This is a genomic window from Agrobacterium tumefaciens (assembly GCF_005221325.1).
In the GTDB taxonomy this organism is placed as follows: domain Bacteria; phylum Pseudomonadota; class Alphaproteobacteria; order Rhizobiales; family Rhizobiaceae; genus Agrobacterium.
Window position 1 is genome coordinate 1,141,440 of record NZ_CP039888.1, and the last position, 26,140, is coordinate 1,167,579.

Sequence of the window (26,140 nt, forward strand, 5' to 3'; positions counted from 1 at the left end):
CAACGTGCCAACTTTTTCCCCGAGTCTCGAGAAGGCGCTGCACCAGGCACTGACCTTTGCGAATGAGCGTCATCACGAATATGCGACGCTTGAACACCTGCTTCTGGCGCTGATCGACGACGCGGATGCCGCCGCCGTCATGGCCGCCTGCAATGTCGATCTCGATGCGCTGCGCAAGACCGTCAGCGATTATGTCGATAACGAACTGACCAACCTCGTCACCGGTTACGACGAGGATTCCAAACCCACATCCGGCTTCCAGCGTGTCATCCAGCGCGCCGTTATCCATGTGCAGTCATCCGGCCGCGAAGAAGTGACCGGCGCTAACGTGCTTGTGGCCATTTTCGCCGAGCGCGAAAGCCATGCCGCCTATTTCCTGCAGGAACAGGAAATGACCCGGTATGACGCGGTCAACTACATCTCCCATGGCATCGGCAAACGTCCTGGCACGTCGCAGACGCGCGCGCCGCGCGGCGCCGATGAGCCGGAAAGCGAAAGCAAGCCGAGCCGCGGTAATCCCGAGGAAGACGGATCGTCCGCCAAGAAGCAGCAGGATGCGCTGAAGGCCTATTGCGTCAACCTCAACGACAAGGCGAGGAACGGCAAGATCGACCCGCTGATCGGCCGTCATGACGAGGTCAACCGCACCATCCAGATCCTCTGCCGCCGCTCCAAGAACAACCCGCTTTATGTGGGTGATCCGGGCGTGGGCAAGACGGCGATTGCCGAAGGTCTGGCCAAGCGTATTGTCGAAGGCAAGGTGCCGGAGGCGCTCGCCAACGACACCATCTTCTCGCTCGACATGGGCACGCTGCTCGCGGGAACCCGTTATCGCGGTGATTTCGAGGAGCGCCTGAAGCAGGTCGTCAAGGAACTCGAGGAGTTTCCAGGCGCGGTTCTGTTCATCGATGAAATCCACACCGTCATCGGTGCCGGCGCGACTTCCGGCGGCGCAATGGATGCATCGAACCTCTTGAAGCCGGCGTTGTCCTCGGGTGCGATCCGTTGCATTGGTTCGACCACCTATAAGGAATATCGCCAGTTCTTCGAAAAGGACCGCGCGCTTGTGCGTCGTTTCCAGAAGATCGACGTCAACGAGCCGTCGATCGATGACGCCATCGCGATCATGAAGGGCCTGAAGCCCTATTTCGAAGACTATCATCACCTCAGGTATTCCAACGAGGCGATCAAGGCTGCCGTCGAACTGTCGGCTCGTTACATCTCCGACCGCAAGCTGCCGGACAAGGCGATCGACGTGATCGACGAGACCGGCGCGGCGCAGATGCTGTTGCCCGCTTCCAAGCGCCGCAAGCTGATCACCGAACGGGAAATCGAGGCCACCATTGCGACGATGGCCCGTATTCCTCCGAAGACGGTTTCCAAGGATGACGAGATGGTTCTCGCCAATCTCGAAAAGGAACTGCGTTCGGTCGTTTACGGTCAGGACATCGCGATTGAGGCGCTGGCGACCGCCATCAAGCTGGCGCGTGCGGGCCTGCGCGAACCGAACAAGCCGATCGGCTCCTACGTCTTCTCCGGCCCGACGGGCGTGGGCAAGACGGAAGTGGCCAAGCAGCTTGCCGCTTCGCTCGGCGTCGAAATGCTGCGCTTCGACATGTCGGAATATATGGAACGGCATACCGTGTCGCGTCTGCTCGGCGCACCTCCCGGTTATGTCGGCTTCGATCAAGGCGGTCTCTTGACCGATGGCGTCGATCAGCACCCACATTCCGTGGTGCTGCTGGACGAAATCGAAAAGGCGCATCCCGACATCTACAACATCCTGTTGCAGGTGATGGACCATGGCTCGCTGACCGACCATAACGGCAAGAAGATCGACTTCCGTAACGTCATCCTGATCATGACGACCAATGCGGGTGCGTCCGAAATGGCGAAATCGGCGATCGGTTTCGGCTCTTCGCGACGCACGGGTGAAGACGAAGAGGCGATCAACCGGCTGTTCACGCCGGAGTTCCGCAACCGTCTGGATGCGATCATTCCGTTCTCGCCGCTGCCGACTGCCGTCATTCACAAGGTTGTGCAGAAGTTCGTCATGCAGCTGGAAACCCAGCTCTCCGAACGCAACGTCACCTTCGATCTGCATGAAGATGCGATCTCCTGGTTGGCGGAGAAGGGTTACGACGAGAAGATGGGCGCTCGCCCGCTGTCGCGCGTGATCCAGGAGAACATCAAGAAGCCGCTCGCCAATGAAATCCTCTTTGGCAAGCTCAAGAAGGGCGGCGTCGTCAGCGTCACCGTAGGCAAGAAGGATGATGGCTCCGACGGTCTGATCCTCGAGGTTCTGCCGGAGACCGCACCTGTGAAGCCGCAGCCGGAGGCTGAGCTCAAGGCGGCGAAATCGCCGGGCAAACCTAAGGCCAAGGCGAAAACAGCTTCCAAGGCGGCAAAGGCCGCTGACGAGGCTGAGGTTCTGGTGGCCGAGGCCGACAAGTCCGATGAGGACAAGCCGCGCCGTAAGGCCAATACGGTGCCAAAAGTACCGAAGAAGAAGTAATGCAGGTCTTTGACCGATAGACAATGCCGGGCGAGAGCCCGGCATTTTCGTGCTTGAAGCATTCCGAGGAAACTGGATTCCGGTTTTTCGTCCGGGAATGCGTAAAACAAAGAGACAAAGCGTTTCGCAATTCGAAGAAAAGCGGAAACGCTCTAATGGAATTCAAATGCAGACAGCCGAAAGCGAAGCCATCCCCCTCAGCGGCTGGTTTTTCCGGGGAATGCGGGGCATATTTTCGCTGCCCTCGCTCATCCTCATGACATCTTTCGTCGGTTTCAGCGCCTTTGCGCTGGAATCCGGGGTGGCGCGCGGTGAGGCGGTGTTCATGACGCTTGTCATCTGGGCTCTGCCGGCCAAGATGATCCTGATCGGCTCCATGGTCGGCGGCGCCAACCTTGCGGCCTGTTTTCTTGCCGTCACACTATCTTCGGTTCGGATGATGCCGATGGTCGCCTCCATTGTGCCAGAGATGCGCGGTGCGAAGACGCCGACATGGATTTTGCTGTTTCTCTCGCATTTCGTCGCCATCACGGCTTGGGTTTTCGCCACGCAAAATCTCTCCAAGGTGCCGCGTGAAGCACGCGCGGCCTGGTTCGCCGGTTTCGGCATCACGCTCACGGTCGTCAACGCCATCATCGTTGGTCTGTGTTACGGCGTAGTCGCCGCCTTTCCGCCGCTCGTTGCGGGTGTTCTCTTCTTTTTGACGCCTGTCTATTTCATCGCATCCATCTGGGCCTCGGCCCGCCATTCCGTCGTCAAGGTCGCCTTCGTCATCGGTGTGATTGCCGGACCCGCCTTTGCGGTGATCGCGCCGGAATTCGATATTCTCTATGCCGGTATCGGCGGCGGCACTCTGGCCTATGTGATCGACCGCTTCGTCTTTCGCCGCCGGATCAAACCTGTCTCACCGGAGGGCGAACCATGATGACCGACAACTGGTGGGCGCCCTATCTGTTCATCGCCATCGCCGGCTGGCTGGCGACCGATCTCTGGCGCTGGCTCGGCGTCCTCGCCGGTAACCGCTTGAAAGAGGATTCCGAAGCGCTTTATTGGGTGAGGGCGGTCGCCACCGCACTCGTCATGGCCGTCACCGCCAAGCTCATCGTCTTTCCAACCGGATCGCTGGAAGCCTCGCCCATGTGGCTGCGCATCGGCGCGGCCGTCCTTGGTTTCCTCGCATTTCTGGTAGCTGGGCAGCGCGTCATCGTCGGGGTGGTGGTTCCGATTTTGCTTTTGGCGGGTGGGCTTTTCGCGCTCGGTCCTTAATGCGAACCTTATCCCAATATTAAGTCCATCTCCCGTATCCTATCCCTGTTTGGGGACAGGAACGGGATTTGATGCAGCTATTTGCGGCAGAGCGATTTGTACTGTGTGCGGTGATAATATTATTTGTTTTTGATGTCGCGCTGATCACAATCAAGGGTATCAAGCTTGACTATGTCGGATATTTTTTATGCGGAATGGCGGGTATTGGCGTGTTTGCCCTTGGCCAATTCTATCGTAACAGCGGCCGTGATCTTCATATCGCCGCTGCCTTGATCTCGAGTGGATTGTTTATCCTGTTCTCGTTGGTCGGTGCTGTCTTTAACTACATGTTCCTGCCCGTGTCTTTTCCGGCAATCGACCCCGTGCTGATCCGCGTGGACAGGGCTTTGGGTTATAGCTGGCCCGATATGGTGACTTGGGCAGCGACATATCCCTGGCTCGGCAAAATGCTGTTCCTGGTTTATACGACCTCCTTGCCGCAGCTCCTGTTGATCATCGTCGCGCTCGGCTTCACAGGCAAGGACAGGATGTTGCATCATTTTATCGTCACTGGGGTGATGGGTGCGATGGCCAGCATCATCTTCTGGATATTTTTTCCCACCTATGGGGCAAAAGCCTATTACGAGTTGCCGGAATGGGTTACGCAGGCCATTCCTTTGATGGTGAATCCCGCCTACGGGCGCGAATTGATGCGACTTGGGCAGGAGGGAGTGACCTATCTCTCTCCCAAGGACGTGCTGGGCCTCATCGGCTTCCCTTCTTTTCACATCTTCATGGCGGCAATGTCCGTCTGGTTCGTGCCACGCCATCGGCTTGTGATAGCGGTGATCCTACCGCTGAACCTTCTGATGCTGCCGGCCGTTCTCGTGCAAGGCGGACATCATCTTTCGGATGTTTTCGGCGGTCTGATCGCGTTTGCCGTCGTCTGCGCAGCCTCCGGCCGGCTGCTTGATTGGCTGTCGGCGAGGGAGCGCATGGGCAGAGCGGTAACGGTTCCGGCTTAAGTCGCCGAACTGGAATAACCGCTCTGGCTTGCATGGGCTTCCGCCACCAGCCAGTCGGCTAGAAGGCGGGCCGATGCGGTCATCTCTTCCGCCTCCATCAGCCAGTAATATTTATCCGTGTCGGCGGCCCGGTCGAAAAGTACGGTCAGCTGGCCGTCGGCGATCTCTTCGCGAAGAAGCGCCGTCGGGCAGAGGCCGATACCTTGTCCTGCCTTCAAGGCCGTAACGAGCAGATTGAAATCCGCGAAAATCGGACCTGCGCCATAGGGCAGCGACATATCGCCAACCGCAAACCAGTCACGCCAGGCCGTCTCGGTATCGTCATGCAGCAATTCCGCCCGCAATAGGCTGGACTCATCATCGAAAGGGCCGGAATTGGCGATATAGCCGGGAGCGCAGGTTGGGCGTGTTTCGGCGCTGAAAAGGGCAACGGAATTTTCGCCGAAGGATATCCCGTGCCCGATGGTGAGATCGGTCGAGCCTGCATGTTGAGCCCCGGAATAGCTGATCGACACCTGTATGTCGGGATGCAAGGCCCGGAAGCGGGGCAGCCGGGGTGTCAGAAAATGCGCCACCACCGAAGGCAGGCTGGCAAGGCGCACGGTCATGCCATCGTGACCCCGGCGCAGGCGTTCCGCGCCGGAAGCGATCTGCCGCAGGCTGGTGGAGATCGTGTGGCCAAATTCCTTTCCGGCAGGGGTGAGCCTGACGCCGCGCGCGTGGCGCTCGAAAAGCGCGATCCCAAGCCATGCTTCCAGATTGCGCACATGCTGGCTCACCGCAGTCGCCGTCATGCCGAGCTCCTGCGCGGCCAGGGCAAAACTTGCCTTTCTGGCGGCGGATTCAAAAGCACGAAGGGTGGCGAGTGGCGGCAGTGTCATGATCGACAAGGGTAAGTGGAACTTGGTCTGAGCGCAAGAAAAACCCGTCTTGTCAGCGGGGTAGCCATGGCGCATTTATCACCGCAATAATGTCTTTCTCCGAGGATTTCATGACCCCCATACCTGCTGCCGAACCCGTGGATGCCGCCGAGCGCCGTGCCATCCGTCCCGTCGTCGTTTATCCGAATGGCACACTTGAGACACCGGACCTTGCGCGCCTGGAGCAGGCAAAGAACGGCATGGAGAAGATCGACGAAGTCATCGTACCCGCGCGTGACGGCCGCACCTTCAATGTCCCCAAGGGGCATTTTTTCCGCATCGTCAGCATCGAAGGCCCGCAGGTGGGGGATTTGAACCTCTGGAACGCCCATGATCTGAACGAGCGCTTTTTCAGCGGCAAGACGCGCGCGCTGCATGCCACCCATGTTTCCGTCGGCAACCGGCTGTGGAGCAACCTGCCGTCGCTTCGGCCGATGGCGACCATCACCCATGATACGCTGTCCTGGTGCGGCTTCGACGAGGACGGGGGCGGCGTGCATGATGTGATCGGCACCCGCTGCGATCCCTATACCAACAAGCTGCTGAGTGGTGGCGATTATCACCATTGCTGCCATTCGAACCTGACGAATGCGCTTGCTTCGGCCAAAGGCCTATCGTTCTGCGAGGCCGAACCGCATGTACATGACGTGCTGAATGTCTTTATGTGCACCGGTTTCACCCGTAATACACACCAGTATTTCATGAAGGCTAGCCCGGTGCGGCCGGGTGACTATCTGGAATTTTTCGCGGAAATCGACCTCATCGGCGCGCTTTCCGCGTGTCCCGGCGGCGACTGCAGCGCCACGCATTCAAGCGACACGGCGGCCTGTTATCCGCTGAAGGTGGAAATATTCCGGCCTGATATGTCGGTGCTGGAAGGTTGGCCATGGCCGGAGCGGAATGCGTACCGCAATCCTGTGGAATGATGAGAAACGCCACAGCCGTCATGCCGGACTTGTGTGGACGTAATATGGTTTACTGGAGCATTGGCCGGGATGCGCATCCCGGCCAATGCAGGCAGGAGGCCGTATTTCCGGACTGGTTGAAACAGCCGAGATCAAGCAAGGCCCTGCCTGCTCCCTTTGACCCCGAACGGTTGCTCGGGCTTTCGCCCGCACCACAAGCCTGGGAGCAAGGCCATGATACAGGAACTTCTCTTCGTCGGCATCGATGTTTCCAAAGCCCGCTTCGATATCGTTGTGCATCCTTCCGGCAAGTGCTGGAGTATAGGCAGTTCACCTGCACAGATCGCGGCTCTCATTGAGCGCCTTCAGGCGCTTGGACAGGTCATCGTTGGGCTGGAGGCATCTGGCGGTTACGAGCGCAGGCTGGCTGACAGTCTGCATGCGGCAGGCCTGAAGGTTTATATCCTGCCGCCCGCAAGGGTTCGCAACTTTGCCAGGGCCATGGGCCAGCTGGCAAAGACCGATAGGATCGACGCCGCCGTGATCGCCCGCTATCTGGCGACGGTACACAATAGTCTCACGCCCTATGAGCCAGACGCTGCCCGCAGCAGCCTCAGCGCTCTGGCGGCTCATAGACGCAGGCTGGTCGCCGAAAAGAGCGGCCTGACGAGCCAGCTCGATACCATCGAAGAGCCGCTGGTGCGTGAGATGCTGGAGGTGCGTCTGCGTACCATCGCCACTGATATCGCCACCCTCGACCGCGCCATGCGCGACCTGCTGAAGGCGACACCCGCCCTGCGAAAACGTCACGACAGGATGTGTGAGGTCACCGGTGTCGGCCCGATGCTAGCCACCGCGCTCCTTGCCGATCTGCCCGAACTTGGCACCGTTTCGTCAAAGGTCATCGCTGCCCTGGTCGGCGTCGCACCGCATGCGCGCCAATCCGGATCCTCCAACCGCCAGGGCAAATGCTCCGGCGGCCGCAAGCATCTGCGCGACATCGCCTACATGGCCGCCCTCAGTGCCATCAAGATAAAAGACCCGGTCCTCGGCGCTTTCTACCAGCGCCTGCGCAGCAAAGGAAAACCCTTCAAGCTGGCCATAGTCGCAACAATCCGAAAACTCGTCACGATCCTCAACGCCATCGCCAGAACAGACCCCGCGTTTAACTGAGCATCCACGGTTGCTTGATCCGGCATCCAGCCACGGCGCGTCTGCGCCGTGAAAAGAATCTTTCGCGATCAAGGACTTGATCGCACTGGACCCCGGACCAAGTCCGGGGTGACGGCGTGGGATATGTTACGGCTTTGTCAGATAAGCATGTGCGAGGCCGACATCAGGAAGCGAGCGCCGCCTTTATCTTCTCCGCATGAGCCTTCAGCACCTCGCCATCGGCCATCACGCCGGAATGCGGCTTCAGCGGCTCGCCTTCCTTGCGCGGAATGACGTGGAAATGCAGATGGAACACGGTCTGGCCAGCCGCCGGCTCGTTGAACTGGGCGATGAAGACGCCATCCGCATCGAAGGCTTCCTTGGCGGCCACAGCCAGTTTCTGCACCACGGGAATGGTTCTTGCCAGCACTTCAGGGTCGGCATCGAGCAGATTGCGAGAGCCGGTCTTGGGAACGACGAGCAGATGGCCGGGGGCCTGCGGCATCACATCCATGAAGGCCAGCGTGTGCTCATCTTCGTAAAGCTTGTGGCTCGGAATTTCGCCGCGCAAGATTTTTGCGAAGATATTGTTATCGTCATAGGCGCTGGTCATCGGTGATCTCCTCATCGCGGACTATGCGTCCGGTTCGTGTTCCTGTCTCTCGCCCTTGCGGAAGGGCGTGTGTTCGTCAAGATAATCGCCGATATGCTCGACCTCTTCGCGCTCGCGCTGAAGATAATCGGCAATGGCGCGGCGCAGGCCCGGATGGGCGATGAAATGCGCCGAATGGGTGGTGACCGGCACGTAACCGCGCGCCAGCTTGTGTTCACCCTGGGCGCCGGCTTCGACCCGTTTCAATCCTTTCGCCAGCGCGAAATCGATCGCCTGATGGTAACAGACCTCGAAATGCAGGAAGGGGTGATCCTCGATGCAGCCCCAGTGGCGGCCATAAAGCGCATCCGAACCGATGAAGTTGATCGCCCCGGCAATATAGCGCCCCTCGCGTTTCGCCATCACCAGCAGCACATCGTCAGCCATGCGCTCGCCGATCAGCGAGTAGAATTTCCGCGTCAGATAGGGCCGGCCCCATTTGCGGCTACCGGTATCCATGTAGAAGGCGAAGAACTGGTCCCAAATATTCTCGGTCAGATCGCTGCCGGTCAGCCAGTCGATTTCGATGCCGCGTTCCAGCGCCGCGCGGCGCTCCTTTTTCAGCCCTTTGCGCTTGCGCGAGGAAAGGGCGTCGAGAAAATCATCGTGGTCACGATAACCGTCATTGATGAAGTGGAACTGCTGGTCTTTCCTGTGCAGGAAATCGCGCGGCAGCAGGGCGGACAGATCGTCCTCTTCCAGAAACGTGACATGCGCGGAGGAAACGCCGATCTTTTCCGTCACCTGCGCGAGACCGGAAGCGAGGAGCGGTTTGAAACGCGTGGCGTCCACGGTTTCGGAGACGAGCAGCCTCGGCCCCGTCGCCGGCGTGAAGGGAACCGAACATTGCAGTTTCGGATAATAATGGCCGCCGGCCCGCTCGAAAGCGTCTGCCCAGCCGTGGTCGAATACATATTCGCCCTGGCTGTGGTTCTTCAGATAGGCCGGCACGGCGCCGACGAGCGTGCCCGCGGCATTCTGGAGCAGCAGGTGATGTCCAAGCCAGCCGGTCTTTGCCGTCGCCGAGCCGGAATCCTCCATGGAGGATAAAAACGCATGTGAAACAAACGGGTTGTAGTATTTTCCTGATGTATCGCGTGATGTTCCGGAAAGCCGTTTCCAGCTTTCCGGATCGATATCCCCAAGGGATTGCGCAATGCTTATGGAATAGTCTTCTGTCATGCCGTGGCGGACGGGTTCTCTCTCGGGTCGAAACCTTCGAATGTCATCTGATCCGCATATTTATAGGTAGTCGCGCGCGCATTTTCATCCCTTACCGTCCAGGTAATCACCGGAAGTCCGAGTTTTCTTTGGGCTTCGATGAAGCTGTTGGGCAGATGACCCCAGTGATAGGAGATGAAATCAAGCCCCTGCTGCATCGCTTCGTCATGTTTAAAGAAGTCTTCCGGCTTGTCGCCTTCGGCCGTCAGACCCAGCGGCCAGGGGGAACCCGCAGTCTTCAGGTCCTTCAGCAGATGATGATCGAAGCTCATCAGCGCCACATGGCCCTTGTAGCCCTCGAGGTCTTCCAGCACCGCCTCGGCAAAACCATCGTCGACGCCTTCGCCTTCGCGGCCTTTCAGCTCTATCACGAGCGGCACCTTGCCGGCGCAGAGCGTCAGAAGCTGCTTGAGGGTGGGAACGCGGTCCTTGGTCTGTCCAACGGAGAGCATGGCCAACTCAGCTGATGTGCGTTCGCGCACGTCGCCCTTGATGCCGGTCAACCTTTCCAGATCGTGGTCATGGAAAACCACCGGCACGCTGTCGGCGGCCAGCTGCACGTCGCATTCGATGGCGAAACCGGCCTCGATGGCGCGGGAAAAGGCGGAAATCGTGTTTTCCCAGACCGCCTTGTTGAGATCATGATAACCGCGATGGGCGACGGGTTGCGCCGTCAGCCAGGAAAGCTTGAGCGTCATACGTCAATTTCCACGATGGCGTCGATTTCGACTGACGCATTGAAAGGCAGGGAAGCCATGCCGACGGCGGCACGGGCATGTCTGCCGGGCTCACCCAGAACGGTGGCAATGAGATTGGAAGCACCGTTGATGACGAGATGCTGCTCCACGAACTCCGGAACGGAGGCAACGAAGCCATTCAGCTTGATGACGCGGCGGATTTTCGAGAGGTCGCCATTCAATGCGGCCTTGACCTGTGCGAGAATGTTGACGGCGCATAATTCGGCCGCGCGCTGGGCGCTCGCAACGTCGACATCGCGGCCAACAAGGCCCGTCACCGCAATCTTGCCCGATTCCATCGGCAGTTGACCTGATACATAAAGAAGATTGCCGCTGATGGTGAACGGAACGTAGTTTGCAGCTGGTGCTGCGGCGACAGGAAGCGTAAAGCCAAGTTCCTTGAGGCGGCCTTCGATGACGTCAGACATTTTCGTCTCCGGTTTTGTTGTAAATCCTTCAAGAATCCGGCATTCAGAAGATGTTGATCCAAAAGCCGGGCGGTTGCTTGTACAATATGAGCAGCGAGTCCAACAGGAGATATTGCATGTTTGTCAGGACGCTTGGTTTCGTTGCCGCAACAGGGCTTATGACCGGCCTGTCAAACGCTGCCAGTGCCTTGCCCATCAGCGTTCCGGATCTCGTCGCCCATCGCGCCGTCTACGATCTCGAGCTCAAGGATGCGTCCGACCGCTCCGGCATCGAGGGCATGACCGGCCGTATGGTCTATGAATTCACCGGCTCGGCTTGTCAGGGTTACAAGACGGATTTCCGGTTCGTGACCCAGATCAACACCGGCGATGCGGTTCGCATGACCGACCAGCAGACCAGGACCTTCGAGGACCTGGCTTCCAAGAAATTCACCTTCGAAACCAAGTCCTATACCGACGACAAGCTGGACAAGGAAGTGCAGGGGGCGGCAATCGACGGCACCGACGGCGTGAAGGTCGATCTGACCCGCCCGGATGCCCGCCAGGTCAGCCTCGTCGCCAGCGAATTTCCGACGCAGCACATGTTTCAGGTCATCGAGCATGCAAAGCAGGGAAAACGCATCTTCGAATCGCGCATTTTCGACGGTTCGGACGACGGTGACGAAAGCCTGATCACGTCCACGCTCGTCGGCAAGTCGCAGATGCCGAAGGATGGCGATGCCGACGCAGGCAAGGCTGGCGAATTCGCCAAGGCCGCATTCTGGCCGGTGACCATCGCTTATTACAACGACAAGACCGGCACCGACGCCCTGCCGATCTACCGCATGTCGTTCAAGCTTTACGAAAACGGAATCACCCGCGATCTGACGATGGATTACGGCGATTTCGTCCTGACGGGAAAGCTTGCGAAGCTTGATATTCTCAAGCCCGAAACCTGCGAAAACAAGCCGGTTCGCTGAAACGCGGGCCGTTCTCGCGGTTTTTTCGCATAAATGCTTGCATTTTCATGTGGGCGACTGTATGCGGCTCACCATTCCACACGCGAAGCTTGGGATGTTCCGGGAGAAATCCGGTTCGTTCCGCCCGGTGGTGTCGATGAAAATCGGCGCTGTTCGCTTCGCGGGGGTTAAACCGGAAAAGGAGTAACAAGGCATGGCATTGCCCGATTTTTCTATGCGTCAGCTTCTCGAAGCTGGTGTTCACTTCGGCCACCAGACGCACCGCTGGAACCCGAAGATGAAGCCGTACATCTTCGGCGACCGTAACAACATCCACATCATCGACCTGGCTCAGACCGTTCCGATGCTGTCGCGCGCCCTTCAGGTCGTGTCCGACACCGTCGCCCGTGGCGGCCGCGTTCTGTTCGTCGGCACCAAGCGCCAGGCGTCGGAAATCATCGCCGACAGCGCAAAGCGTTCGGCCCAGTACTACGTCAACTCCCGCTGGCTCGGCGGCATGATGACCAACTGGAAGACCATTTCGAACTCGATCCAGCGTCTGCGCAAGGTTGACGAAATCCTGAACTCGGAAGGCTCCGGCTATTCCAAGAAGGAACGCCTGAACCTTGAGCGCGAGCGCGAAAAGCTTGAAAAGGCTCTCGGCGGTATCCGCGATATGGGCGGCGTTCCGGACCTGATGTTCATCATCGACACCAACAAGGAAAAGATCGCGATCGAAGAAGCCAAGCGTCTTGGCATTCCGGTCGTTGCGATCATCGACAGCAACTGCGACCCGGATCACATTGACTACCCGATCCCCGGTAACGACGATGCCTCGCGCGCCATCTCGCTTTATTGCGACCTGATCGCCCGCGCTGCCATCGACGGTATCGCACGTCAGCAGGGCGCTTCCGGCCGCGACATCGGCGCTTCTGAAGAAGCTCCGATCGAGCCCGCTCTCGAAGACGAGGCTGGCGCCTGATATAGGCCCTGTCTGGCGGCGATTTCTCAATCGCCGTCTCCTCGACCAGGATATGACAAGGCCGTCAAAGACCTTCAATGGGTTGACGGCCTTGTTCGTTTCTAACCGCTCCGCCACGTTGTTGAAGAAACCGCTGGCGTCTGATGTGGTTGGAACGGCAGGCAGTCTTCATAACGCTGTCACACTAGAGCGGCACCCATCATTTCGATGTATGGAGACGCCGCAGCACTTGGGAATGCGCATGCCCCTTTCCTGAAACCTCTGAGGTTTCAAAGGGTGTGCGGCCGGGTACAGTCATCACCCAGAACTTCGGCACGGCAAATTCCGCCGGCTGACCGATCGAACCGATAAGAGGCAAACAATGACCGAAATCACAGCCGCAATGGTGAAGGAACTGCGCGAGAAGTCTGGCGCAGGCATGATGGACTGCAAAAAGGCTCTTGCTGAAACCAATGGCGACATGGAAGCGGCGATCGACTGGCTGCGCGCCAAGGGCATCGCAAAGGCCGACAAGAAGTCCGGCCGCACGGCTGCCGAAGGTCTGATCGGCGTTGCCACCATGGGTCACAAGGCTGTCGTCGTTGAGCTCAACTCCGAAACCGACTTCGTTGCCCGTAACGATGCGTTCCAGGACCTCATCCGCGGGATCGCCCAGGTTGCCCTCACCACCGATGGCACGGTTGACGCTGTTTCCGCTGCCACCTATCCGGCAACCGGCAAGTCTGTTGCCGACAGCATCAAGGACGCGATTGCAACGATCGGCGAAAACATGACGCTGCGCCGCTCGGCTGCACTCGAAGTGCCGCACGGTGTTGTCGCGACCTACGTTCACAACGCTGCCGGTGATGGCATCGGCAAGCTCGGTGTTCTCGTTGCCCTGAAGTCGGAAGGCGACAAGGCTGTTCTGAACTCCATCGGCCGTCAGGTTGCCATGCACATTGCTGCAACCAACCCGCTCGCTATCCGCGCTGAAGAAGTCGATGCCGCGGTTGCTGAGCGCGAGCGCAACGTCTTCATCGAACAGGCCCGCGAATCCGGCAAGCCGGAAGCCATCATCGAAAAGATGGTTGATGGCCGCATGCGCAAGTTCTTCGAAGAAGTCGCCCTTCTGTCGCAGGCTTTCGTCATCAACCCCGACCTGACCGTCGGCGACGCCGTCAAGGCAGCCGAAAAGGAAGCCGGTGCTGCCATCGAAGTGACGGGCATGGTTCGCCTGCTGCTCGGCGAAGGCGTCGAGAAGGAAGAAAGCGATTTTGCAGCAGAAGTCGCCGCAGTCGCCAAGGGCTGATTATATTTACCCAATCTTGGGAAAACGGGAGGGCATCGCGTGACAACGCGGTGCCCTTCGTGTATCCGCGTTTCGGTTACATTTCCCGAGGAGTCATGATGTCTTCCAAGCCGATCTACAAACGTGTTCTTCTCAAGGCTTCCGGTGAAGCCCTCATGGGCGATCAGGGTTTCGGTATCGATGTGGCGGTGGCCGACCGTATCGCCTCCGATATTGCCGAAGCGAGGGCGATGGGCGTTGAAGTCGGCGTCGTCGTCGGCGGCGGCAATATTTTCCGCGGTGTCGCCGTGGCATCCAAGGGTGGCGATCGCGTCACCGGCGACCACATGGGCATGCTGGCAACCGTGATCAACGCGCTGGCGCTCGCAACCTCCCTGCGCAAGCTCAGCATCGACACCGTCGTTCTCTCGGCAATTGCAATGCCCGAAATCTGTGAAAGCTTCTCGCAGCGCGCTGCCCTTCACCATCTGGCCCAGGGTCGCGTGGTGATTTTTGCCGGCGGCACGGGCAACCCGTTCTTCACCACCGATTCTGCTGCAGCCTTGCGCGCCGCGGAAATGGGCGCCGAGGCGATCTTCAAGGGTACGCAGGTGGACGGCATTTATTCCGCCGACCCGAAGAAGGATCCGACGGCCACCCGTTTCGACGAACTGACCCATAGCGAAGTGCTCGGCAAGGGGCTGGCGGTCATGGATATCGCGGCTGTTGCGCTCGCCCGCGAAAACCACATCCCGATCATTGTTTTCTCGATCCACGAGAAGGGTGGCTTCGCGCAGATATTGACCGGCGGTGGTCGCAAGACCATCGTGCACGACAAATAATCAAAAAACGACGTCGCCTCCGAGGCGGATTCCGGCCGCCTTGGCCGATAGAGATGGAGTATCAAGATGAGTGGTATTGACCTCAACGATATCAAGCGCCGCATGGATGGCGCCATCAATGCATTCAAGAGCGATATCGCATCGCTGCGCACCGGCCGTGCTTCGGCCAATATTCTCGACCCGGTGACCATTGAGGCCTATGGCTCGCGCGTTCCGCTCAACCAGGTGGCTAACATCACCGTCCCCGAGCCGCGCATGCTCGGCGTCAACATCTGGGACAAGTCGATGGTCAATGCCGTCGACCGTGCGATCCGCGAATCCAATCTCGGCCTCAACCCGATCGTCGACGGTCAGAACCTGCGTATTCCACTGCCTGAACTCAACGAAGAGCGCCGCAAATCGCTCGTCAAGGTCGCCCACGAATATTCCGAAAAAGCAAAAGTGGCGATTCGCCATGTGCGCCGCGACGGCATGGATGGCCTGAAAAAAGCCGAAAAGGACGGTGACATCGGTCAGGACGAAAGCCGTGCACAGTCCGAAAAGGTTCAGAAAATGACCGACGACACGATTTCGGAAATTGAACGCTTGCTTGGCGAGAAGGAAAGAGAAATCATGCAGGTCTGATATCGCTTGCGATAGACCTGTATTTTATTCGTTTTAATTCCGCGCTGCCTGTTACTGGATCGATATGCCGACGACGACACGTTCCTCCATACCCGAGCACGTCGCCATCATCATGGATGGCAATGGCCGCTGGGCAAAGCAGCGCGGACTTCCGCGCGTGATGGGGCATCGCCGTGGGGTTGAGGCCGTGCGCGAGACTGTGCGTGCGGCCGGCGAATGCGGCATCAGCTATCTGACACTGTTCGCCTTCTCTTCGGAAAACTGGCGCAGACCCGAATCCGAGGTGAGCGATCTGATGGGCCTTTTGAAGGCTTTCATCCGTCGCGACCTTGCGGAACTGCATCGCGAAAATGTCCGCGTGCGAATTATCGGCGACCGGCAGGGGCTGAAGACTGATATACGCTCTCTCCTCGAAGAGGCGGAGCAGATGACGGCTGATAATACCAAGCTGACACTGGTGATCGCCTTCAATTACGGCAGCCGTGACGAGATTGCCCGCGCGACAGCCTCAATCGCCCGTGATGTCGCCGAAGGCCGGCTCAGTGCTGACGCCATTACGCCTGACATGATTTCGACAAGGCTCGATACATCAGGAATGCCGGATCCGGATCTCATCATCCGCACCAGCGGCGAGGAGCGCCTGTCGAACTTCCTGCTCTGGCAGGCGGCCTATTCCGAATTCCTGTTCGTGCCCGAATATTGGCCCGACTTCGACCGCCAGCGATTCTTCTCCGCAATTGAGCAATATGCAACGCGTGACCGCCGCTTCGGTGCTCTGGCCGAGCAGGTTGCCGTGGCAGGCGCCTGATGAGCCGTGAACTCAGACTGCGGATAGTCTCCGCAATCGTCATGGCCGCGGTCATTCTGGCCGCGACCTGGTATGGCGGCATTCTCTTTCGTATCGTCGCGGGTCTTCTGGCGATCCTCATCTATTATGAGTGGTCGACGATTACCCGGATGTCTGAGACCAATCCGACTGGCAATGCCTGGGGCTGGTTCTCGGTCGCCGTCATCGCCGGCAATACGATCTTTGGCGAATCCTCACTCGATCTACCGCTTCTCTCCGGCTTCACGCTGACTGCGGCGCTGTTTCCGGTTTTACGCGGCAAGAACTGGTGGCTGGTGGGCGGCATTCTCTATGCGGGTCTGAGCGGCATATCGCTGGCGGCCATTCGCGGTGACGAACTTGCCGGCTTCGCTTCCATCCTGTTCATTTTCGCCGTCGTCTGGTCGACGGATATCCTGGCCTATTTCGTTGGACGCGCCATTGGCGGGCCGAAACTTGCGCCTTCCATTTCGCCCGGCAAGACCTGGTCCGGCGCCATAGGCGGTGCTGTGGCGGCCGTGATCGGCGGCGCTGCGGTCTCCATGGCCTATCACGGCAGGATCAGCCTGCTGGTGCTGGGGCTCGCGCTTGTCCTTTCGGTGTTCAGCCAGATCGGCGATCTTTTCGAATCCTTCGTGAAACGCCGTTTCCAGGTCAAGGATTCCAGCCATCTCATCCCGGGCCATGGCGGCTTCATGGACCGTGTTGACGGTCTTGTTTTCGCCTGCTTTACGGTATTCCTCATAGCTTTCGTGCATGCGGCGGCAACCGGAGACGTGCCCGGATCGGGCGGCGGTCTGTTGCCCGGTTTCTAGGCGGCGCGAAAACTCACGATATAAAGGGCAGATTGTCATGAACACAGTAATGGCGGCGACGGGTTTTCTGACCGGCTATATCGTGCCCTTCATCCTGGTCCTTTCCCTGCTCGTTTTCGTCCACGAGATGGGGCATTACCTTGTCGGCCGCTGGTGCGGCATCCGTTCCACCGCATTCTCCATCGGCTTTGGTCCGGAGCTGATCGGTGTCACCGACAAGCGCGGCACGCGATGGAAGATTTCGGCGATTCCGCTCGGCGGCTACGTCAAGTTCTTCGGCGACGAAGATGCGGCGAGCAAGCCTGATAGTTCCGGCCTGTCGCACATGTCGCTGGAGGAGAGGGCGCAGACGCTCTCCGGCGCAAAGCTGTGGAAAAGGGCGGCGACGGTTGCCGCCGGCCCGATCGCCAATTTCATTCTCGCAATTCTCATTTTTGCGGTGCTTTTCGGCATCTACGGCCGGATGATCGCTGATCCGGTCGTGGCGGAGGTGCGTGAAAACAGCGCTGCCGCCGCCGCCGGCGTAAAGCCCGGTGACCGGCTGGTGGCTATCGATGGTGAAAAAGTGATGACCTTCGAGGATGTCCGCCGTTATGTCGGCATCCGGCCGGGCACGCCGATTACGGTAACCGTCGAAAGGGCAGGCGAGGAGCTTAAGCTGCCGATGGTTCCGACCCGTACCGAAACTACGGATCAGTTCGGCAACAAGCTGGAAATGGGTATCATCGGCATTGTCACCGACCAGACCAGCGGCAATTTCCGTCACATTGAATATTCGCCGTCCGCGGCGGTGGTTGAGGGCGTGCGCGAAACGGGCCACGTCATCACCGGCACCTTCAACTATATAGGCAATCTCGTGACCGGCCGCATGAATGCCGATCAGCTGGGTGGCCCGGTACGTGTGGCGCAGGCATCCGGGCAGATGGCGACGCTCGGTATTTCCGCCGTTATCCAGCTCGCCGCCGTTCTTTCCGTCTCGATCGGTCTGTTGAACCTCATGCCTGTCCCGGTGCTGGACGGTGGCCATCTGGTGTTCTACGCCATCGAGGCCATCCGTGGCAGGCCGCTCGGTGCGGGCGCGCAGGAAGTGGCGTTCCGCATCGGCATGATGATGATTCTGGGACTTATGGTTTTTGCAACATGGAATGATATCAGCAGCTTGATCGGCTGAGGATTGTGTTTTAACGGTTTTGTTAGTTGTTTGTTTACCGTGTTTTTATGCCGAAGTGGCGAATGAGCCACTCTGGAGCACGAAGTAAACAGAATTTAACGTTCACGCTTGCTTGTAGGGGAAAAGCAGGTAAAACGACGCACATGGCCGGAGTCGGGTTCCGCCCGCTGAGGGACAACGTAAAAAGGTAAGAATTGAAATGAAGGCTGGTTCAAGATTTTTGAACGCTGTGTCGGCGGTTGCTCTGTCTGCCGGTGTTTCTTCGGTTGCGGGCCTTGGCGTGCTTGCCTCTGCTGGCGTTGCAAATGCAGCCGTCATCAGCAGGATTGATGTTCGCGGGGCCGAAAGGTCCGGCGCGGACTCCGTGCGTTCCAACATCACCATTGCGCCGGGTAAGAACTTTTCCAATTCCGACATCGATGAATCGGTGAAGCGTCTTTACGCCACTGGTTACTTCTCGAATGTCGCTATGCGCGTTTCCGGTAGCACGCTGGTCGTGACGGTCAATGAGAACCAGCTTGTCAACCAGGTGGTCTTCAACGGTAACCGCAAGATCAAGGACGACAAGCTCGCCGGCATCGTGCAGACCCAGCCGATGGGCCCTTTCAATCAGGCAATCGTGACTGCGGATATTGCCCGTCTCAAGGAAGCCTATTCCGCCATCGGCCGTAGCGATGTGGAAATCACCACGCAGACCGTTTCCGTCGGCCAGGGCCGTGTGAACATTGCTTTCGTCATCAACGAAGGCGAGCGCACGAAGATCGGCCGCATCGATTTCGTCGGCAACAATTCCTACAGTGACGGTCGTCTGGCTGCTGTTCTCAATACCAAAAAGTCCAACATGCTGTCGTTCCTGACGCGTAAGGACGTTTATAATGAGGACAAGCTGCGCGCCGACGAAGAGTCGCTGCGCCAGTTCTACTACAACCGCGGTTACGCCGACTTCCGGGTCGTGGGTTCCGAGGCCGTGCTTGACGAGTCCAAGAACGAATACAACATCACCATTACGGTTGATGAAGGTCAGCGTTACAACTTCGGTGGCGTCGCAGTCGAATCGACCGTTCCGGGTGTCGATGGCTCGGAATTGCAGGGTCTCGTCGAAACCCGCCAGGGTGCAAGCTACAGCGCCAAGGAAGTTCAGCAGAGCATGGAAGCGATTTCCAAGCGCGTAGCCGGTGAAGGTTATCCCTTCGCCCGTGTTACGCCGCGCGGCGACCGCGACATGGCTGGCAACACCATTGGCGTGACCTACATCGTCGATCAGGGCGAGCGCGCTTATGTCGAGCGTATCGAAATCCGGGGCAACACCCGTACGCGTGACTATGTCATCCGCCGCGAATTCGATATTTCCGAAGGCGATGCGTTCAACCAGACGATCATCACCGCGGCAAAGCGTCGCCTCGAAGCGCTCGGTTATTTCTCCAAGGTCAATATCTCGACCGCCGGCGGCAGCGCGCCTGACCGCGTCGTGATCGTGGTCGACGTTGAAGATCAGTCGACGGGTTCGTTCGGTATCGGTGCCGGTTACTCGCAGAACGACGGCGTGCTGCTCGAAGCATCTGTCGAAGAAAAGAACTTCCTCGGTCGCGGTCAGTACATCCGTGTCGCCGCCGGTGCGGGTGAAGACGATGCGCGTACCTACTCGCTGTCCTTCACCGAGCCTTATTTCCTCGGCTACCGTCTGGCTGCAGGTTTCGACCTGTTCAAGAGCCAGAGCCGCAGCGAAGACTATTACGACTACGACGAACAGGGCTTCTCGCTGCGCGTGACCGCGCCGATCACGGAGAACCTCTCGACGACGTTCAAGTATACCTACAAGCAGCTCAACTATGACGGCGAGGGCGACTGGGAAACCGGCAGCAACCTTGCTGAGCCGTACAAGGATCTGATCCGCGGCGGTGATTGGACCCAGTCCATCATTTCTAACACGTTGAACTACAATACGCTCGATGACCGCAACATGCCGCGTGAAGGCTGGCAGGCTGCTCTGACGAACGAATTTGCAGGCCTCGGCGGCGATTCCGAATATTACAAGATTTACGCCAAGGCGCGTTATTTCTATACACTGTCGGATGAGTACGATGTCATCGGCTCGATCACCGGTCAGGCGGGTCACGTCGTTCCGACGGGCGACAATCTGCTGGTCTTCGATCAGTTCAAGTTCGGCGGCCGTCAGGTTCGCGGCTTCAAGAACGATGGTATCGGTCCGCGCATTGGTTCGGACGCCATCGGCGGCACGACCTATTTCGCCGCGTCTGCTGAAGTTACGGCTCCGATGCCCGGCGTTCCCGAAGATTTCGGCCTGCGTCTCGCTGGCTTCGTGGATGCCGGTACGCTTTACGGCAACAAGGTCGCTAACAGTGCAGGCGTGAAGGATGACAACTCCATCCGCGCTTCTGCGGGTGTCGGCGTGATGTGGGCATCGCCCTTCGGTCCGATCCGTGTTGACTACGCAGTGCCGATTGCCAAGGAAGACTACGACGAGGAACAGCGTTTCCGGTTTGGCATGTCCAACACTTTCTGATATCGGCAGTCCAGAACTGCAACTTTGAACGTTCTGGAGTTTCCGGCTGATGGAATACAACGCATTTTTTCCGCCCCACGAGGGACTGCGATTGAAAGACATCGCAGACCGTTTTGGGGCGGAACTGTCTGATGACACGGCGGGCGAGCGGATTATCAGGTCCGTTGCACCGGTCTACCGGGCAAAACCGGATCAGCTCTGTTATATTCTTTCTCGCAAGAGCAGCGAAGAGTTGCTGACCTGTGAGGCGGGTGCAGTCATTTGTGACGCGGCCCTGAAGAATCTGATTCCTCCCCATATTCCCGCATTGATATCGAAGACCCCGCATACGCTGTTTGCGCAGGTCGGTGCTCTGCTTCACCCCTCTGCCATGCGGCCCTCGATCGTTGCGCCGATGGAAGCGGAAATTTCCCCGGCTGCGTATGTCGATCCGTCGGCGAAGCTTGAGCCGGGCGTCATCGTGGAACCGCTGGCCGTGATCGGCGCCGGTGTCCACATCGGCGCGGGTACACGCATTGGACCGGGCGTCGTTATTGGCCCCGATGTACAGATCGGCCGCGATTGCACGATTGCCGGTGGAGCAAGCATTCTGGTGGCGCTGCTCGGCAATAATGTCATTATCCACAACGGTGCACGCATCGGCCAGGATGGTTTCGGTTATGCGCCGGGTCCGCGTGGCATGTTGAAGATCGTACAGATCGGCCGGGTCATCATTCAGGACAATGTCGAGGTTGGCGCCAATACGACGATCGATCGCGGCACGATGGATGACACCGTTATTGGTGAAGGCACCAAGGTCGACAATCAGGTGCAGATCGGTCACAACGTTCGCATTGGCCGCCATTGCGGCATCGTCAGTGGGGTTGGTATTGCGGGCAGTACCCGCATAGGCGACGGTGTGATGATTGGCGGCGCAACCGGCATCAACGGCCATATCACTATTGGCGACGGTGTGCAGATCGCCGCGATGAGCGGTGTGGTTTCTGATGTTCCGGCTGGCGCCCGTTATGGTGGAATACCGGCGCGTCCGATGAAACATTTCCTGCGCGATATGGCCGATATTCTGGCGCGCGCCGAAGAGCGTGATAAAAAAACAGGAGAAAAAAACAATGGCTGACGAAACGAAGGCGACGCTTGGCGCGGCTGACATTCTGGAAGTCATGAAGCTTTTGCCGCATCGTTACCCGTTCCTGCTGATCGACAAGATCATCGAGATCGATGGTAATAATTCGGCGATCGGTATCAAGAATGTGACGGTTAACGAGCCACATTTCACCGGCCATTTCCCGGACCGGCCGATTATGCCGGGCGTTCTGATCGTCGAAGCCATGGCTCAGACGGCAGGTGCGATATGCGCTCGCAGCCAGGGCGAGGGTGGTCACCTGGTCTACTTCATGACGATCGACAATGCGCGTTTCCGCAAGCCGGTGATCCCCGGTGATCGTCTGGAAATCCATGTCACCAAGCAGCGTCAGCGCGGCAATGTCTTTAAGTTCCACTGCGAAGCGAAGGTGGATGGCGCGCTTGTGGCGGAGGCTGATGTCGGTGCTATGATGATCCCCGAGGATCAGCAATGAGCACGATCGCGGCCTCGGCCAGAATTCACCCGACGGCCGTCATTGAAGACGGTGCGGTGGTCGGTGAAAACGTCGTCATCGGTGCGCTCAGCTATGTCGGTGCGAAAGTCACCTTGCATGATGATGTCCGGCTGCATAATCACGCCGTGGTGTCCGGCCTGACGGTGATCGGCCGCGGATCGGTCGTTCATTCCATGGCGGTCATCGGCGGCACGCCCCAGGCGGTTCGCCACGATGGTTCGGAAACGACGCTCGAAATCGGTGAACGCTGCGTCATGCGCGAAGGCGTGACTATGAATGCCGGCAGCTCCGATGGCAGCGGCAAGACCATTGTCGGCGACGACAATCTCTTCCTCGCCAATTCGCATGTGGCGCATGATTGCCGCCTCGGCAGCCATATCATCCTGTCCAACAATGTGATGCTGGCTGGCCATGTTACCATCGAGGACCGCGCTATTTTGGGTGGCGGTTGTGCCGTGCATCAGTTCACCCGCATCGGCCGGCAGGCTTTCATCGGCGGGCTGTCGGCGGTCAATTATGACGTCATTCCCTATGGCATGCTGAACGGCAACCCCGGCATTCTCGGTGGCCTGAACGTCGTCGGCATGACACGCGCCGGCATCGAGCGCGCGGACATCCACAAGGTCAGGCGCGTCTACAAGGCGATTTTCGAGGCCGAAGGTACTATCCGCGGCAATGCGGCGGCTATCGATCGTAACGACTATCTGGATTGCCCGCAGGCGCTTGAAGTCATCGATTTCATCGGTGCGGGCAGCGACCGCGCAATCTCTTCGCCCAACCGGGGCAAGTGAGCCGTGACAGGCGGCGGGCGTCTCGCCATCGTGGCCGGCAGCGGCCAGTTGCCGCTTTATGTGGCCGCCGCTGCCCGTGAGATGGGCGAGAACCCCTTCATCGTGCGCTTGCGCGATGATTCCCGTTTCGACTGGAGCGGTTTCGACAATGCCGTCATCAGCGTCGGCGATGTCGCGGGTCTTGGCCGTCTGCTGCGCGAAAACCAGGTAGACCGTGTCGTGTTGTCCGGAGCCGTGGCACGGCGGCCGGAATGGCGGGAAATCCGCCCCACCGCCGGCATCCTGCTAAAACTGCCATCCATCGTCAAAACGCTGCTGTCCGGTGGCGATGATGCGGTTCTGCAGATGGTGATCAAGATCATCAGCACGCTCGGCGCAAAAGTCATCGGCGCTCACGAAATTGCGCCCGGCCTGCTGTCAACGACCGGCCCTTTCGGCGGGCAGAAGCCTGCTGAAGAGGATCTGAAGGATATTCGCAAGGCGGCTGAGGCGGCACTTGCGCTCGGCAAACTCGATGTCGGGCAGGGGGCCGTCTCTGTCGGTGGCCGCATCGTGGCGCTGGAGGGTGTCGAGGGCACGGATGCCATGCTGGCGCGCGTCGCGGCGCTACGTGCCGAAGGGCGTATATCGCCGCGCCGTAAAGGCGTGCTGGTCAAGCTCTGCAAGCCGCAGCAGGATGTACGCGCCGATCTGCCGACCATCGGCATCGAAACAGTGGAAAATGCGAAAAAAGCAGGACTGGCGGGCATTGCCGTCGAAGCCGGGCGCGCGCTGGTGCTCGATCGTGAGGCGATGTTGAAAGCAGCCGACGAGGCGGGCATATTCGTCTGCGGCATCGACACGTCACTCGGCGGAGATATGGTGGGCGGAGATATGATCGGATGACGGTGGCATTAAAAGTGGCGGTGATTGCCGGCGAAGTATCCGGCGATCTTTTGGGCGCGGATCTGATCCGCTCGCTCAAAGCCCGATTTGCGGGCTCCGTCGAACTGGTGGGCGTTGGCGGCGAAGCGCTGGAGGCGCAGGGGCTCACCTCGCTGTTCGACTATTCCGAACTCTCCATCATGGGCTTCACGCAGGTTCTCAAGAAGCTGCCGAAACTCATTGCACGGATCAACCAGACCGCCGCGGCCATCGTGGCCGCGAAGCCGGATATTCTGCTGATCATCGACAGCCCGGATTTCACCCATCGCGTCGCGAAAAAAGTCCGCAAACAATTGCCGCAGCTGCCGGTCGTCAATTATGTCTGCCCGAGCGTATGGGCGTGGAAGGAATATCGCGCCACCGCGATGTTGTCCTATGTCGACCACGTTCTGGCTCTGCTGCCCTTCGAGCCCGAGGCCATGCGGCGTCTTGGCGGCCCACCGACGACATTCGTCGGCCACCGGCTCAGCGTCGATCCCGAAGTGCTGGCGGTGCGGCAGAAGCGGGCGGAGCGGCTTCTTCCGGAACCGGGCCAGCTGAAGACCATCCTTCTCCTGCCGGGATCGCGCTCCACTGAGACGACGCGGCTGATGGAGCCGTTTCAGGAAGCGGCAAAAGCCTTCGTGGAGCGCAACGGCCCCACGCGATTTCTGCTGCCCACCGTGCCACGTCAGGAAAACCGTATCCGGGAACTGGCTGCAACATGGCCGGAAGAAATCAGGCCTCAGATCGGCGCCGACCCCGCATTTAAATGGAATGCCTTCGCGGCGGCCGATGCGGCAATCGCCGCTTCCGGCACCGTCATTCTCGAACTGGCGCTCGCCGGCGTGCCGACGATCTCTGTCTACAAGACCGACTGGATTTTCACCATGCTGAGCAAACGGGTGAAGACCTGGACGGGCGCGCTGCCGAACCTGATTGCCGACTACGCCATCATCCCGGAATATTTCAACGAGGTGGTACGATCAGGCTCGATGCTGCGCTGGGCCGAGCGCCTGTCTTCCGATACCACCGAACGGCGGGCGATGCTGGAAGGTTATGCGCTGGTGCAGCAGCGCCTGCATACGGACGTGCCTCCCGGCGAAACCGGCGCAGCCATTCTTCTCGATGTCCTGAAGACCAAAAATAGCCGCTTAGCCTGATCATATTTCTCCTGTCCGAGCGCCGGAATTTCGGTTCGTGGGCAGGTACATCTGCCGCCGATCGAGGCAGGCGAGGGCTCTGTTTTAGCGCAACTGATCGTTAGGGCGGCACGCAGCTGATCATTAGACGCCCGCGAGCTGCCAATTTTTCGTCTGGCACGGCTCTTGCTTTCAATCTTGTATGCAAGATAGCCATACATCCGAAAGCGCCCAGAGCGCGGTAGAAGACGCCATCATCTCAGGCATTCTTTCCGCCCGCATTCGTCCGGGAACCCGCCTCAGCGAGAACCAGCTCGCCAGCCTTTTCGGCGTGTCGCGCACGCGCATCCGCGAGGCGATGATGCGACTTGAGACACGCGGCATCGTCACTGTCAGCCCACGCCGCGGCTGGTTTGTGGTGGAGCCTTCCGCTGAAGAATCCATCAAGGTCTATGAGGCGCGCCGCATCATCGAATATGGACTTCTGCGCAATCTTTCCACTGTGAGCGCGGAAGGCATTGCCCTGCTTGCCGATCATCTCGACGAGGAGAAGGTGGCGATTGCCAAAGGTGATCGCCAGCGCCTGACCTGCCTGATGGGTGATTTTCACATTCGCATCGCCGAAATCGCCGGAAACGACATCATCGTCGAAGCACTCCGAGACCTCACGGCCAGAACCATCCTTATCTCCATGCTCTACCAGTCCGATTTCCATGCGCAGCAATCGCATGACGGGCACTGCCGCATCTTCGAGGCGATCAAAGCAACCGATTTCCATGCCGCCGCCGAACTCGCTATCCGCCATCTCGACGAAGTCGAAACCGGTCTCGATCTCACCCGCAGGCCGGACCCGCTTTATGAGCTTCGTAACTCACTTTCATTGCAGCCCCTTTCCTCAAGCCCCAAGGAGTAGTTTC

27 protein-coding genes are annotated in these 26,140 nt (G+C 58.9%); 22 read left to right on the forward strand and 5 right to left on the reverse strand.

Annotated features, from left to right (window positions below; translation table 11 throughout):
• Positions 1 to 4 precede the first annotated feature (4 nt).
• The 4 genes from clpA (at position 5) to CFBP5499_RS06000 (ending at position 4,785) form a co-directional block, all read left to right on the forward strand.
• Complete coding sequence (clpA, locus tag CFBP5499_RS05985; RefSeq protein WP_080825209.1) at positions 5 to 2,515, forward strand: ATP-dependent Clp protease ATP-binding subunit ClpA; 2,511 nt, start codon at positions 5 to 7, stop codon at positions 2,513 to 2,515.
• A 166-nt stretch (positions 2,516 to 2,681) separates the two neighbouring features.
• Entirely contained in the window at positions 2,682 to 3,440 is a 759-nt protein-coding gene (locus tag CFBP5499_RS05990) for an AzlC family ABC transporter permease (RefSeq protein ID WP_080825208.1), read from the forward strand.
• The gene (locus tag CFBP5499_RS05995) at positions 3,437 to 3,781 is read left to right on the forward strand and encodes an AzlD domain-containing protein (protein ID WP_175416635.1); all 345 of its coding nucleotides are present in this window, start codon (positions 3,437 to 3,439) and stop codon (positions 3,779 to 3,781) included. Before CFBP5499_RS05990 ends, CFBP5499_RS05995 begins: the two co-directional genes overlap by 4 nt.
• A gap of 71 nt (positions 3,782 to 3,852) precedes the next feature.
• Positions 3,853 to 4,785, forward strand: a complete 933-nt coding sequence (locus CFBP5499_RS06000; RefSeq protein ID WP_080825207.1) for a phosphatase PAP2 family protein — start codon at positions 3,853 to 3,855, stop codon at positions 4,783 to 4,785.
• Here the strand turns inward: CFBP5499_RS06000 and CFBP5499_RS06005 are convergent.
• On the reverse strand, positions 4,782 to 5,666 hold the full coding sequence (locus CFBP5499_RS06005) for a LysR family transcriptional regulator (protein ID WP_080827355.1): 885 nt from the start codon (positions 5,664 to 5,666) through the stop codon (positions 4,782 to 4,784). The two genes, CFBP5499_RS06000 and CFBP5499_RS06005, sit on opposite strands and share 4 nt — an antisense overlap.
• Positions 5,667 to 5,776: 110 nt before the next feature.
• Between CFBP5499_RS06005 and CFBP5499_RS06010 the strand changes: the two genes are divergently transcribed.
• Both CFBP5499_RS06010 and CFBP5499_RS06015 read left to right on the forward strand, forming a co-directional pair.
• Positions 5,777 to 6,631 (forward strand): urea carboxylase-associated family protein, encoded by an 855-nt coding sequence (locus tag CFBP5499_RS06010; protein ID WP_080827354.1) that lies wholly within the window; start codon positions 5,777 to 5,779, stop codon positions 6,629 to 6,631.
• Positions 6,632 to 6,844: 213 nt separating this feature from the next.
• On the forward strand, positions 6,845 to 7,783 hold the full coding sequence (locus CFBP5499_RS06015; RefSeq protein ID WP_080825206.1) for an IS110 family transposase: 939 nt from the start codon (positions 6,845 to 6,847) through the stop codon (positions 7,781 to 7,783).
• Positions 7,784 to 7,946: 163 nt separating this feature from the next.
• On the opposite strand, the gene CFBP5499_RS06020 is transcribed toward CFBP5499_RS06015, so the two are convergent.
• Genes CFBP5499_RS06020 through CFBP5499_RS06035 form a run of 4 tightly spaced genes read right to left on the reverse strand, consistent with a single transcriptional unit; the run spans position 7,947 to position 10,800 of the window.
• A complete protein-coding gene (locus CFBP5499_RS06020; RefSeq protein ID WP_080825205.1) occupies positions 7,947 to 8,375 on the reverse strand; it encodes an HIT family protein in 429 nt (142 codons plus the stop codon).
• Between the two features lie 21 nt (positions 8,376 to 8,396).
• Positions 8,397 to 9,596: a GNAT family N-acetyltransferase gene (locus CFBP5499_RS06025; RefSeq protein ID WP_080825204.1), complete on the reverse strand. Its 1,200-nt coding sequence runs from the start codon at positions 9,594 to 9,596 to the stop codon at positions 8,397 to 8,399.
• Complete coding sequence (locus CFBP5499_RS06030) at positions 9,593 to 10,333, reverse strand: glycerophosphodiester phosphodiesterase (protein WP_173986817.1); 741 nt, start codon at positions 10,331 to 10,333, stop codon at positions 9,593 to 9,595. The genes CFBP5499_RS06025 and CFBP5499_RS06030 overlap by 4 nt, the downstream gene beginning before the upstream one ends.
• Entirely contained in the window at positions 10,330 to 10,800 is a 471-nt protein-coding gene (locus tag CFBP5499_RS06035; RefSeq protein WP_010971572.1) for a RidA family protein, read from the reverse strand. The genes CFBP5499_RS06030 and CFBP5499_RS06035 overlap by 4 nt, the downstream gene beginning before the upstream one ends.
• Positions 10,801 to 10,916: 116 nt before the next feature.
• Between CFBP5499_RS06035 and CFBP5499_RS06040 the strand changes: the two genes are divergently transcribed.
• From CFBP5499_RS06040 to CFBP5499_RS06110, 16 genes are all read left to right on the forward strand, one after another.
• Complete coding sequence (locus CFBP5499_RS06040) at positions 10,917 to 11,759, forward strand: cell envelope integrity EipB family protein (protein ID WP_080825203.1); 843 nt, start codon at positions 10,917 to 10,919, stop codon at positions 11,757 to 11,759.
• A 61-nt stretch (positions 11,760 to 11,820) separates the two neighbouring features.
• Complete coding sequence (locus CFBP5499_RS30775) at positions 11,821 to 11,946, forward strand: hypothetical protein (RefSeq protein ID WP_256387175.1); 126 nt, start codon at positions 11,821 to 11,823, stop codon at positions 11,944 to 11,946.
• Between the two features lie 6 nt (positions 11,947 to 11,952).
• A complete protein-coding gene (gene rpsB / locus CFBP5499_RS06045; protein ID WP_003502558.1) occupies positions 11,953 to 12,720 on the forward strand; it encodes a 30S ribosomal protein S2 in 768 nt (255 codons plus the stop codon).
• A 361-nt stretch (positions 12,721 to 13,081) separates the two neighbouring features.
• Positions 13,082 to 14,008, forward strand: coding sequence for a translation elongation factor Ts (gene tsf / locus CFBP5499_RS06050; RefSeq protein WP_080825202.1), 927 nt, complete (start codon positions 13,082 to 13,084; stop codon positions 14,006 to 14,008).
• Between the two features lie 98 nt (positions 14,009 to 14,106).
• The gene (pyrH, locus tag CFBP5499_RS06055) at positions 14,107 to 14,829 is read left to right on the forward strand and encodes a UMP kinase (protein ID WP_003502561.1); all 723 of its coding nucleotides are present in this window, start codon (positions 14,107 to 14,109) and stop codon (positions 14,827 to 14,829) included.
• 66 nt (positions 14,830 to 14,895) lie between these two features.
• Positions 14,896 to 15,453 carry a ribosome recycling factor gene (gene frr, locus CFBP5499_RS06060; RefSeq protein ID WP_080825201.1) on the forward strand — a complete coding sequence of 186 codons (558 nt, stop codon included), beginning with the start codon at positions 14,896 to 14,898 and terminating at the stop codon, positions 15,451 to 15,453.
• 64 nt (positions 15,454 to 15,517) lie between these two features.
• Positions 15,518 to 16,261: an isoprenyl transferase gene (locus tag CFBP5499_RS06065; protein ID WP_080825200.1), complete on the forward strand. Its 744-nt coding sequence runs from the start codon at positions 15,518 to 15,520 to the stop codon at positions 16,259 to 16,261.
• Positions 16,261 to 17,094 (forward strand): phosphatidate cytidylyltransferase, encoded by an 834-nt coding sequence (locus CFBP5499_RS06070; RefSeq protein ID WP_080825199.1) that lies wholly within the window; start codon positions 16,261 to 16,263, stop codon positions 17,092 to 17,094. The genes CFBP5499_RS06065 and CFBP5499_RS06070 overlap by 1 nt, the downstream gene beginning before the upstream one ends.
• Positions 17,095 to 17,143: 49 nt before the next feature.
• On the forward strand, positions 17,144 to 18,265 hold the full coding sequence (gene rseP, locus CFBP5499_RS06075) for an RIP metalloprotease RseP (protein WP_173986860.1): 1,122 nt from the start codon (positions 17,144 to 17,146) through the stop codon (positions 18,263 to 18,265).
• Positions 18,266 to 18,464: 199 nt separating this feature from the next.
• The gene (bamA, locus tag CFBP5499_RS06080) at positions 18,465 to 20,789 is read left to right on the forward strand and encodes an outer membrane protein assembly factor BamA (RefSeq protein WP_080825197.1); all 2,325 of its coding nucleotides are present in this window, start codon (positions 18,465 to 18,467) and stop codon (positions 20,787 to 20,789) included.
• Between the two features lie 49 nt (positions 20,790 to 20,838).
• On the forward strand, positions 20,839 to 21,906 hold the full coding sequence (gene lpxD, locus CFBP5499_RS06085) for a UDP-3-O-(3-hydroxymyristoyl)glucosamine N-acyltransferase (RefSeq protein ID WP_137066253.1): 1,068 nt from the start codon (positions 20,839 to 20,841) through the stop codon (positions 21,904 to 21,906).
• On the forward strand, positions 21,899 to 22,366 hold the full coding sequence (fabZ, locus tag CFBP5499_RS06090; protein WP_080827352.1) for a 3-hydroxyacyl-ACP dehydratase FabZ: 468 nt from the start codon (positions 21,899 to 21,901) through the stop codon (positions 22,364 to 22,366). The genes lpxD and fabZ overlap by 8 nt, the downstream gene beginning before the upstream one ends.
• Positions 22,363 to 23,178, forward strand: coding sequence for an acyl-ACP--UDP-N-acetylglucosamine O-acyltransferase (gene lpxA / locus CFBP5499_RS06095; RefSeq protein ID WP_080825196.1), 816 nt, complete (start codon positions 22,363 to 22,365; stop codon positions 23,176 to 23,178). The genes fabZ and lpxA overlap by 4 nt, the downstream gene beginning before the upstream one ends.
• Positions 23,179 to 23,181: 3 nt before the next feature.
• Positions 23,182 to 24,063, forward strand: coding sequence for an LpxI family protein (locus CFBP5499_RS06100; RefSeq protein WP_158523268.1), 882 nt, complete (start codon positions 23,182 to 23,184; stop codon positions 24,061 to 24,063).
• Positions 24,060 to 25,244, forward strand: coding sequence for a lipid-A-disaccharide synthase (gene lpxB / locus CFBP5499_RS06105; protein WP_080825195.1), 1,185 nt, complete (start codon positions 24,060 to 24,062; stop codon positions 25,242 to 25,244). Before CFBP5499_RS06100 ends, lpxB begins: the two co-directional genes overlap by 4 nt.
• A gap of 181 nt (positions 25,245 to 25,425) precedes the next feature.
• Positions 25,426 to 26,136 (forward strand): GntR family transcriptional regulator, encoded by a 711-nt coding sequence (locus CFBP5499_RS06110; RefSeq protein ID WP_080825194.1) that lies wholly within the window; start codon positions 25,426 to 25,428, stop codon positions 26,134 to 26,136.
• The last annotated feature ends 4 nt before the right edge of the window (positions 26,137 to 26,140 follow it).